This is a genomic window from Actinoplanes sp. 13, assembly GCF_056134165.1.
This window is the reverse complement of sequence record NZ_JBVYOQ010000043.1, coordinates 48,449-58,903: the sequence shown is the minus strand read 5'-3', so window position 1 is coordinate 58,903 and position 10,455 is coordinate 48,449. Positions and strand designations below refer to the sequence as shown.

At 70.9% G+C, this 10,455-nt stretch carries 9 protein-coding genes; 3 read left to right on the top strand and 6 right to left on the bottom strand.

Annotation, left to right across the window (positions count from 1 at the left end; translation table 11 throughout):
* Positions 1–459 precede the first annotated feature (459 nt).
* On the bottom strand, positions 460–1,617 hold the full coding sequence (locus AC0NH5_RS40715) for a pyridoxal phosphate-dependent aminotransferase (RefSeq protein ID WP_474413389.1): 1,158 nt from the start codon (positions 1,615–1,617) through the stop codon (positions 460–462).
* 63 nt (positions 1,618–1,680) lie between these two features.
* Between AC0NH5_RS40715 and AC0NH5_RS40710 the strand changes: the two genes are divergently transcribed.
* Positions 1,681–3,105 carry an aminotransferase-like domain-containing protein gene (locus AC0NH5_RS40710; protein WP_474413387.1) on the top strand — a complete coding sequence of 475 codons (1,425 nt, stop codon included), beginning with the start codon at positions 1,681–1,683 and terminating at the stop codon, positions 3,103–3,105.
* Between the two features lie 2 nt (positions 3,106–3,107).
* Positions 3,108–3,578, top strand: a complete 471-nt coding sequence (locus tag AC0NH5_RS40705) for a 2'-5' RNA ligase family protein (protein ID WP_474413386.1) — start codon at positions 3,108–3,110, stop codon at positions 3,576–3,578.
* Here the strand turns inward: AC0NH5_RS40705 and AC0NH5_RS40700 are convergent.
* The 3 genes from AC0NH5_RS40700 to AC0NH5_RS40690 form a co-directional block, all read right to left on the bottom strand.
* On the bottom strand, positions 3,565–4,182 hold the full coding sequence (locus tag AC0NH5_RS40700) for a hypothetical protein (RefSeq protein ID WP_474413384.1): 618 nt from the start codon (positions 4,180–4,182) through the stop codon (positions 3,565–3,567). The genes AC0NH5_RS40705 and AC0NH5_RS40700 overlap by 14 nt on opposite strands.
* A 309-nt stretch (positions 4,183–4,491) precedes the next feature.
* Complete coding sequence (locus AC0NH5_RS40695; protein WP_474413382.1) at positions 4,492–5,088, bottom strand: DUF6368 family protein; 597 nt, start codon at positions 5,086–5,088, stop codon at positions 4,492–4,494.
* A 142-nt stretch (positions 5,089–5,230) separates the two neighbouring features.
* Positions 5,231–5,779: a nucleotidyltransferase family protein gene (locus AC0NH5_RS40690; protein WP_474413397.1), complete on the bottom strand. Its 549-nt coding sequence runs from the start codon at positions 5,777–5,779 to the stop codon at positions 5,231–5,233.
* A 270-nt stretch (positions 5,780–6,049) separates the two neighbouring features.
* Between AC0NH5_RS40690 and AC0NH5_RS40685 the strand changes: the two genes are divergently transcribed.
* Positions 6,050–8,521: a tetratricopeptide repeat protein gene (locus AC0NH5_RS40685; RefSeq protein ID WP_474413380.1), complete on the top strand. Its 2,472-nt coding sequence runs from the start codon at positions 6,050–6,052 to the stop codon at positions 8,519–8,521.
* Between the two features lie 372 nt (positions 8,522–8,893).
* Here the strand turns inward: AC0NH5_RS40685 and AC0NH5_RS40680 are convergent, their stop codons facing one another.
* Both AC0NH5_RS40680 and AC0NH5_RS40675 read right to left on the bottom strand, forming a co-directional pair.
* Positions 8,894–9,583 carry an SDR family oxidoreductase gene (locus AC0NH5_RS40680; protein WP_474413378.1) on the bottom strand — a complete coding sequence of 230 codons (690 nt, stop codon included), beginning with the start codon at positions 9,581–9,583 and terminating at the stop codon, positions 8,894–8,896.
* 276 nt (positions 9,584–9,859) lie between these two features.
* On the bottom strand, positions 9,860–10,453 hold the full coding sequence (locus AC0NH5_RS40675) for a GDSL-type esterase/lipase family protein (protein WP_474413376.1): 594 nt from the start codon (positions 10,451–10,453) through the stop codon (positions 9,860–9,862).
* Between the last annotated feature and the right edge of the window lie 2 nt (positions 10,454–10,455).

Genomic DNA, 10,455 nt, shown 5'->3' with positions numbered 1-10,455 from the left:
TAGTAGCCGTTGTGGGTGCCGGTGGTGTTCGAGCTGACCGTGCGGTCGGCCTCGGCGAACGCGCTGGGCGCCAGCGCCGTGCCCGTGACCGCGAGCACCGCGGCGAACGCGGCACCGAGCAGCACACGCAGGCGGCCACGTCTCCTCGGCATCGTGGGGATGTCGTTCATCTCTTGCTTCCTCTCGTCACGACTGGCGCGCCGGCAGCGCACCGGGACCCGGCGGACTGCCTGACGGCCGGGTGACGGCTCGCGCCCAGCGGCGCCGGGCCCTGCGGTGGGGGTCGCGGGGACAACGGCCGCAGGATCGAGTCCCGTCGATGGCGACGGTAGGACTCCACGAGATGGCGTGTCAACAACTTTCAGAAACCTACCGGTAACTTGGTACGGCACTGACATGCCTGTAAGCGGGGAAAACGGCAGGGTGACATGCGCATGGAAGACACTTTCGCGCTGAGAGTTACGAAACCTGGCCCCGGAAGTTTCGGCTCTCGGTGGTCGGCCGGACCCGGACGCGCAGCGGCGATTCAGGAACGAGAGCCGCGGCGACCCGGTCGAGGGCCTCGGCGAAGTCCGCCACCGGCAGATGCCCGAAGCCGAGCCGGAACACCCGGTCGTCCTCGCCGAACCACGAGCCCGGCGCGACCCGGGTGTCCCGCCGCGCCAGCCCGGCGTAGAAACCGTCGACGTCCACCTCCGCCCGCAACCGCAGGCAGCACAGCGGCCCGCCGTCCGGCACCAGCAGATTCACCGGCTGGTCCGCGGCCCACCGGCGCAGCTGGTCCAGCCGCTCCCCCAGGAAGACGGCACGCTCGGCGAGGATCGCGGGGCCGCGCTCCAGCGCCCGCCGGGCGAGGAACTCGTCCACCCCGGAGCACGCGATCGTGGTGGCGAACTTGGCGTGGCGCAGCCGGGCGTACAGATCAGGATCGGTCACCGTGAGCCAGCCGAGACGCAGCCCGGGAGCACCGTGCGCCTTGGAGACGGACGCACAGGTGACCACGCCCGGCGACAGGGACGCGGCGGAGGGCGGGACGGTGCTTCGCGCGTACGTCGAATGCCGGTAGGTCTCGTCCACCAGGACCACCGCCTGCGGTGCGCGGACGCGCACCTCGGCGAGCAGTTCCCGCAGCTCGCTCTCGGCGAGGCGGACGCCGGAGGGATTCTGCGGCGAGGCGAGGGACACCAGGCGGGTACGCGGTCCGAGCGCCGCCACCACGCGGTCCACCGGCAGGCGGTACCCGTCGTCGAACGACGCCCGCACCACGTCGATCCGGGCGCCGAGCCCTTCCGGAACGGTCCGCGCCGGCGGGAAGCAGGGGGTCACCAGCAGCACCCGGTCGCCGGGCCCGCAGGTGGCCTGGGCGAGCAGGAACATCCCCTCGATCGCGCCGACCGTGACGAGGACCTGGTCGCCGGTGACACCGGTCTCCGCCGCGATCCGTTCGCGCAGGCCGGCGTCGCCGCGGGTGGTGCCGTACCCGAGCGGGACCGCCGCCAGCTCGGCCGGCTCGGCGAGGTCACCGAGGGACAGCGGCGGGCAGGTGCTCTCCGCCAGGTCGAAGCGCACATGGTGGTCGATGAGCGCGGTCATGGCACTCGGCGCGAAATCGGTCATGGAGTCATCCTGCGAGCGCGGGACGGTGCGCGGCAGGGCCAATGCCGCTAGATTGGTCTGCTGATGGAGCCAATCACTCTGGTTGAGCGCCTCGGCCGCTGGTCGTCCGGGCGCGGGGCGCTCTATGTGCTGCTCGCGGCACGGATCCGCACCTTGATCGACGACGGCGAGCTGCCGCCGGGCGCGCCTCTGCCGCCGGACCGGGCGCTCGCGTCCGCCCTGGCCGTCGGCCGCAGCACCGTGGTGACGGCCTACGACCTGCTCTGCGGCGAGGGCCGGATCGTGCGGCGGCAGGGCAGCGGCACCCGGGTCGCCGGCCCGCCCGCGGCCACCGCCCGGCCGACGACCGGCGCGCCGGCCTTCCTGCACCTGCTCGAACCCCGCGACGGCGTGATCATGCTGGCCTGCGCGGCGCCGGACGCGCCGCCGCCGGAGCTGGTGGAGGCGTACGCGCGCACGGTGCCGCGGCTGGCCGGGATCACCGGGGACATCGGCTATCACCCGACAGGCCTGCTGACGCTGCGTGCGGCCATCGCGCAGCGGTACACCGCTCGCGGGCTGCCCACCACGGCCGGCCAGGTGCTGATCACCACCGGCGGGCAGCAGGCGCTCACCTTGCTGGCCAGGGCCTTGATCAAGCCTGGTGACCGGGTGCTGGTGCAGACGCCGACGTACTTCGGGGCCCTCGAGGCGTTCCGCGAGGAGGGCGCCGTCCTGCGCACCGCACCGGTCACGGCGGGTGACTTCGCCGCGGCTTTCGTCGAGGAAAGACCACTTCTGGCGTACGCCATCAGCACTTTCCACAATCCGACCGGCACCGTGCTCCCTCCCCCGGCCCGGCAGCGCATCGTGGCCGCGGCCGTCGCGGCCGGCGTGCCGCTGATCGACGACGAGGCCCTCGCCGAGCTGGGCTTTCCCGGCGAACCGCTGCCGCCGCCGCTCGCCGTCCACGACGACCGGGTGATCACCGTCGGCTCGCTCAGCAAGGTGGCGTGGGGCGGGCTGCGGGTCGGCTGGGTCCGCGCGCCGGCGGCGCTGATCGGCCGGCTGGCGCGGATGCGGACCGTGCTCGACCTCGGTGGCAACGTGCCCGCGCAACTGGCCGCCGCCGAACTGCTGCCCGAGCTGGGGACGCTGGTGCGGCGGACCGCTGTGGCACGCCGGGCGGCGCATGACCACTTACGGTCGGAGTTGGCGCGGCATCTGCCGTCGTGGGAGGCGCCGGCGGTCTCCGGCGGGCAGACGTTGTGGGTGCGGTTGCCGCACGGCGACGGGCAGTCGTACGCGCAGCAGGCGCTCCGGCACGGGGTCGCGGTGCTGCCCGGCTCGGGGCTCGACCCCGCCGGTGGCCATGCCGATCACCTGCGGATGCACTTCCTGGCGACGCCGGAGATGCTCTCGGAGGCGGTGCGGCGGCTGGCGGCGGCGTGGGAGGAATACACCGCGCGGCCCAGCCGGGTGCGGTACCCACCGGCGATGGCGGTCTAGCGATGCACACCGTGGAGCTGTTGCTGGACCCCGCACTCGACGCGGGGATCCGGGCGCTGTGGCAGCGCCTGCACGCCGCCGGGCTGAAGAGCCTGGCCACGCACCGGCATCCGACGAACCGCCCGCATCTCACCCTCGCGGTGACCGAGTCGGTGGCCGCGCTCCCCGGCCTGCGGTTGCCGGTGCCGATCCGGCTGGGCCCGGTCCGGTCGCTGGGCCGCGCCCTGGTCCGCCCCGCCGACGGCCCGGAGTTGCGCACGTTGCACGCCGAGGTGTGCGCGGCGGTGCATCCGCTGTACGGCCCGGCGGACTGGGTGCCGCACGTGAGCCTGGCGCTCAACATGCCGGTGGCGCAGCACCCGGCCGCGCTGGCTCTGCTCGCCGACGTGGCGCCGGAGACCGGGGAGTGTGTGGCGGCGCGCAGCTACGACACGGAGACCCGGGAGGTCACCGAGCTGATCACCCTTCGCTGACCGGCTCCTGCTTCGGCGGGCTCAGCCGCCTCCGGCCAGCGGCGAGAACCAGAAAGCAGCCCGCCGTCCCGGCCGTCACCAGCGCCACTCCGCTGATGACGCCGGCCACCCGGACCGGCCAGGGCAGGATCTCGGGGAGGATGAACCGGCCGACGACGAATGGTTCGAGCAGGGCGCCGACCGGGACGACAAGCCGTGCCGCCACCCCCCACGGATCCGACCGGCGAGCGACCGCGCCCACCAGGCCGAGCGGTCCGCCCACGACCATCGCCGCCAGGAACCAGACCAGGTTGGACGTCCAGACGTCCGCATCGAACACTCCGAGAGCCAGCCCCACGCCGTAGTGCACGACGCAAGCGGTGAGCAGGGCCCCAACACCGGCGGCGACAGCCGGAGCGGGGCGGCGGACGAGCCACCCGGACACCACTGCCAGCCCGGCCCAGACCGTCCCTGCGTTGACCAGTTGGCTGAGGGTCAACCGCACGGCAAGCAGCGTGTTCGCCCTGCCCTCCAGTTGGCTCACGGTTGTCACGTTCGAGGCAAGCGACACGAGAGCCAGCACACCGGCGACGGCAATGACCAGCGCCCATCCCCGTCGATTCATAGCCAGAGATTACAAACTTGCCGCTCAGCGCCGGCTGAAGTGCATCGTTCCGGATCATTGCCCGTCTCTCGGTGGCGAGAGGCGTAGCTCGCCCAGGTCACTCCAGCCAGGACAGCATGGTGTTCGGCACTCAGGGATGTGGCGCAGGGCAGCGCGGACGGCGCCCGGAAGGAGCGCAGACTCGGTTCCAGCTGCCTCAGCTTGCCGGAGCGTCACTTACCCAGGCAACGGAAACGCTCAGTCACCGCACGGCGCATCGGAGACGAGCACCCGAGTACGGATCTGCCGATGAGAGGGTGTCCGACTCGGCTACTTCACCATGCGGAAATTCGGATGCTGAAGCCATGAGGTAAGCAGGTCGGCATCGACGACGTGGTAGGTGGCGACCTCACCGCTCGCCGTGCGGTACGGGATCTCGTGCCATCGCCCGTGGAGCGTCGTGATTATTGCCCGGGAGCATTTTGCCCGCTTCTGAGGGCTGGCACCGGAGTCGCCAGCCGCCGGCTTCGCGCTGTCCGGTGAAGGCGGCACGGGCAGCAGTCCGTCCAGGCTGATCAGACCCCCGTATCGACGGGCTGTCGCCACTGCGAGTTCAGCGAGAAAGCGATGGTCGTCCTTGCCGTTGACTGCCGCGGCCAGGACGATCTCGGAGCCTGGCGGGAATCCTGCAGCGTGCGTCAAGCACGCTGCCTCCTCCGCGTCGCCTTCCTCGTATTCGACCATCTCGATCAGCATCGGCCCGGTCCGCAGCAGTTCTGACAGGCCGAGGTGGCGTGGCTCCCGCAGGACCCACCAGTCGTTGTCGGTGTCCGTGCTGAGCGACCTGGCCAGCCATGCCCGGAACTCTTTGACGTCATCTGGCGTCCATGCACCCGGAAGCAGAACTACAGCGGAGGGTCCAGTCACAGGGAAGATCGTATGGCGCCCGGCCGGCCATGCCGGGCATCCGCTCATGCCGCGAGCCGCGTGCTACCAACCGTTGCGGTGCGCTTGTTGCTCGGTGCGTGCGCTGATACTGCCGTACGGAACGTCCGCTCATGCGTGAGCATCAGATCTTCAACCGCAGTCCGGCCCAGCGGTTGAGCCATCCCTTTGCCTCCACGCGGCGCTGTACCGTCGCCCGGCCCGCCGCGTTGTCAAAGGCCGGAGACGGGCGGACAACCATTCCGACAAGATCATCCAGCCCATGGCAGCAGACCAGGTGGACAGAGCCGCCCCGTAGCGTCACCGCGATGCACGTTGCCGTCTCTGGCCAGCGTGATATCGCGTCCAGGGCGGACTTGTAGGGCTCAACGCCATTGCGCAGATGCATCCGTGCTTGATTACGAATTTCCCACGGCACCTCAGGCAGGATCACTGCGGCTCGGGCTTCGGCGCGTGCGTCCTCGCGAGGGTCCGGCTTCTCGGGGTCGAAGTAGACGACATCAACGTCGCGCTCCGGCGAGACGAGAAGACTGCTGATCGCGTCCCAGACACGGTTGCGCACGAAGCCGGCACCGATCCACCAGTCCGGTAGCCCTAGGCCGGCCGCGGCTCTGAGGACTTTCATCGCACCCGGGTCCGACTCGATCACGCCCACGATGTCCAGCGCGCTCATCACCACCCCCGGACCCTAGACGGCCGGGACACACCATCGCGGCCTGGCGGCTCCATCAGGGATTGACGCCGCCTGAGCCTGATCACAGCAGTGTTGCAACGACCGGCCTGGCCTAGCACTTCTGGTCGAATGTGGCCCTCGGCGGCACGCTGAGCTTGACGCGAGCAGGGCGCGCCGACAGCCTCGATGTGTCCCGTGAGGAGGTCGCCGCGTGCTGAGCCGACTTGGCCATGTCATCCCTGCCTGGCGGGCAGACCGGCAGGGCCGCTGATGGCCGGCGGGGCGGGCGGGGGCCGTGGCCGGGTGCCGGCCGCGATCGCGGCCGTGGTGGTTCTGCTCACCGCGGCATTGGGTACGGCGACCAACATCGGCACCGGGATTCTGCCCGGCTGGGGCTGGTTGAAGGATCCGGTCGTGATGTGGTCGGTGGTGGCCGGGGCAACGGCGCTGTTGATGGTGCTGGCGGTGTTGCAGCACCGGCTGTCGGGCCAGACCGCGGGCGCCGGGGCGGGTACGGCGATCTTGTCGGTGTGGCCGCGCCGGCCGGGCCGGGCTCAGGCGGGTATGGGATCACTGCGGCCACCGGAGTTGACCGACGCCGTTATCCGCGGCCGTGACCTGCTGGTGGAGCAGTTGGCTGGTCTGCACCGGTGGCGGTCCCGGCATCGGCCGCGGGTGCATGTCCTGCACGGGATGGGCGGTGCCGGCAAGACCACCGTGGCGCAACTGCTCGCCCAGCGCCTGTTCCGGGCGGGTGTGCGCGTGTGGTGGGTGTCGGCGGCCACCGCGACCCAGCTACAGGACGGGATGCGGCTGCTGGCCGCCGATCTCGGCGCCTCCGACACCGACATCCATTACGCCTGGTCCGAGACCGGCAGTGGCCCCGATCTGGTGTGGCGGCTGTTGGAGCAGCTACCGCAGCGGTGGCTGCTGGTCGTCGACAACGCCGACGACACCCGGCTGTTGGCCGCGGCCGGCGAGCCGGTGGCAGCCGGGCGCGGCTGGATCCGGCCGGTAGCGCACCGGCACGGCACACTGATCGTCACCACCCGCGACGCCGATCCCGGCACCTGGCCCTCCCAGCAGCACGGCGGCCCGCTCGAGCACGACTGGTACCAGCTGCATCCGGTCGGCATGCTCACCCCCGCCGACGGCGCGAAAGTCCTGCTCAGTCACGCCGGCACCGCTGGTACCGCAGATGAGGCCACCGCCCTGGCCGAGCGCCTCGGCGGCTTACCGCTGGCCCTGCACCTTGCCGGGCAGAGCATTGGCCAGGCCCGGCGCACCGGCATCACCGGGCCGCGATCCACCTTCACCGGCTACCACGCCGCGTTGGAAACCGGCCAAGCCCTCCCCCAGCAGCCGGCCGGTCACACGCCCAGCGAGGCGCAGGCCCGCCGCACCATCGACCGGACGTGGGAACTATCGCTGGACCTGCTAGACAGTCGGGGCCTGCCCCAAGCCCGCACGCTGTTGCGGCTGCTGGCCACCTTCGCCGACGCACCGATCCCCAGTACCGTGCTCGACCCGGACGCCTTGGCCGCCTCCGCGCTGCTGCGCGGCCTCACCCGCGAGGGCCTCGCCGTGCTGCTGCAGGCACTGGCCGGCGCCGGCCTGCTCACCCTCGACCACACCGACCCCTCTGCCGCGGTGACCCTGATCCGGCTACATCCACTCATCCGCGACACCAGCCGCCGCCATGTGAACACCACCCGCCACTACGCCGACTACCTCGCGCTGGCCATCACCCTGCTGAACGTGAGGATCGTCGGCGCACCCGAGGATCCCGCGAACTGGCCCACCTGGCAGACACTCGCCCCGCACACCACCGACCTGTTCAGCCAAGCCACCACGCAACCCGATACCAGCGACGAAACACTTGTCGACGTCTGCGGCCTGACACAGAAAATCGCCCGCTATCTCGGCGAAGCCGGCCTCCACCAGAGCGCCCGAGACCTGTTCGCCGAGCTGCTCCCCATCCACGAGCGGGTGCGGGGTGTCGAGCACCCCGAAATCCTGGCCACCCGCCACAACCTCGCGCGCTGGATCGGGGCGGCGGGTGATCCGGCCGGCGCCTGTGACCTGTTCGCCGAGCTGCTCCCCATCCGTGAGCGGGTCCTGGGTGTCGAGCACCCCGACACCCTGGACACCCGCAACCACCATGCGTACTGGATCGGGAAGGCGGGTGATCCGGCCGGCGCCCGCGACTTGCTCGCCGAGCTGCTCCCCATCTACGAGCGGGTCCAGGGTGTCGAGCACCCGGACACCCTGGCCACCCGCCACAACGTCGCGCACTGGATCGGGGTTGCCGGTGATCCGGCCGGCGCCCGCGACCTGTTCGCCGAGCTGCTCCCCATCCGTGAGCGGGTCCTGGGTGTCGAGCACCCCGATACCGTGACCACCCGCTACGACCATGCGTACTGGATCGGGGTTGCCGGTGATCCGGCCGGCGCCCGAGACCTGCTCGCCGAGCTGCTCCCCATCCGTGAGCGGGTCCAGGGTGTCGAGCACCCCGAAATCCTGGCCACCCGCCACAACCTCGCGCGCTGGATCGGGAAGGCGGGTGATCCGGCCGGCGCCCGCGACCTGCTCGCCGAGCTGCTCCCCATTCGTGAGCGGGTCCAGGGCGCCGAACACCCGGACACCCTGGACACCCGGCACAACCTCGCGTACTGGACCGGGAAGGCAGGTGACCCGGGCGGGCGCCCGAGACCTGCTCGCCGAGCTGCTCCCCATCCGTGAGCGGGTCCAGGGCGCCGAACACCCCGAAACCCTGACCGCCCGGCACACCATGCGTACTGGAATGTAAGAGCGAAATATGACGATGCCATCACCAACGCAATCGACATGGGGCATGAATCACCTCGGTTACGTCCTGCCCGCATCCCCGGCCTTCGTCCAGTCGCCGCCGCCGATGAGGCCGAGGACTGAGTCACTCTCCGTAGACCCCGACCGGTCGAGGGTGTGCAGAACCGATGCGCGCTCCTGCCGAGAAGCGGATGTTCGAGCGGAGCGGCGCTGCCGTATCGGAACGGCTCAAGGAATCCGTACGGCCACACCTGCCCGACAGGCAGGGGCCGTCGTACGGCACTCGCGCGTAGCCGCTCGCCAGGATCACCTTCTGGGCGTCGGCAGGACAGCCAGTTCGGGGACGTACGCGTCGCCGCGCATGTCCAAAACGGTCATCACCACTGAGGCCAGCGTCTCAGGCTGGATGCATTGGTCCGGGTCGAAGGGGCGGCCGAACGCGGTACGGACTTCGCGAAGCAGATCCGTAGCGGTTCCCCCGGGGTAGATGGTCGTGACGCGTATCCCGTTGCCGGCCTCTTCCTCTCGGAGCGCATCAGCCAGCTCTCGCAGGGCCGACTTACTTGCCGTGTAGGCAGACCATCGGGGCACGGCATGCAATCCGGGCGCCGCGTTGATGAAGACGACATGGCCTGCCGCCGCACGCAGCGGTGGCAGGAGTGCTCGGGTTACCTCCGCAGCGGCAGCAACATTGACAGTCAATGTCTCCAGCCACAGCGCGTACGAGGTCGCATCGACGGTAGCGACCTCGGCGATGCCGGCGCAGTGAATGATGGCGTCCAAGCGGTTGAGCGCGAGCAGCGGAGCCGGTAGATCGGTGGGATTTCGGAGGTCGAGCACCAGAGGTCTGGTGCCGGGCACACGGTCGCACAGCGCCCTGAGCCGTACAGAATCCCGGGCGGCGGCGATGACGTCGTAGCCACGTTCGGCGGCCGCCTGTACCAGCGCGGCGCCGATGCCACCGGTCGAGCCGGTGATGACGATTGTCCTTGCCATCGATTGATCCTGGCATGATGACGTGGCCGGCCCAGCTACCGGTAGGGCAAGTGGGCACCTTTCGGTAGCCGGCATACCGCGGAAGGCCCAAGGTCTTCTTGCTCAGCACCGCTCGCGGCTCTTCCAAACGCCCGCATCTGCCGCAGACAACGAGCGCCTGGTCCCGTACCCGCCCATGCCCGGCGTGCCAGCCGGGACTCGCTGTAGTCGCTGCCGATGACGCAGCGGCTGATCGGTGGCAGCACCGGGCCGGAGCCGGAAGGTCAACGCCGAAGCTCAGCCGACCGGCTGCGCCACCCGCCGTACCGTCGGGGCCAGGGCCGCCGCGATCACGGCGTACCCGGCGCTCGACGGATGGAACCGGTCGGCGCTGAACAGGCTGCCGTCGACGGCGAACCCGGCGGCGGAGGTCATCCCGATGTCGGCCACGTGCGCGCCAGCCGCCACCGCCGCCGCGGCCTGTGCGTCGTGCAGGAACCGGCTGCCGGCCCGCACCGTCGCGCGCATCTCGGCCGGCACCCACGGCACCACACTCAGGTCGGGCGCGGGGGCCACCACCACTTCGGCGGAGGCCGCCCGCAGTGCCCGGACCGCGTCGCCGAGCTGGGCGGCCGCCCGTTGCGGTGCGATCATGCGGGTGAGGTCGTTCGCCCCGATGATGATCAGGGCGAGGCCGGGCCGCCAGGCCACCGCCCGCTGCACCTGCGGGGCGAGGTCCCGGCTGCAGGCGCCGGGCACGGCGAAGACCCGGGGTTCGTTGGGGGTTCCGTGGCCGGTCAGGTCCGCCGAGAGCCGGGCCGCGATCGTGTCGGCGGACCGGGAGGCGCCCTGCCCATAGGCGATCGAGTCGCCGAGGACTGCGAATCTCATCG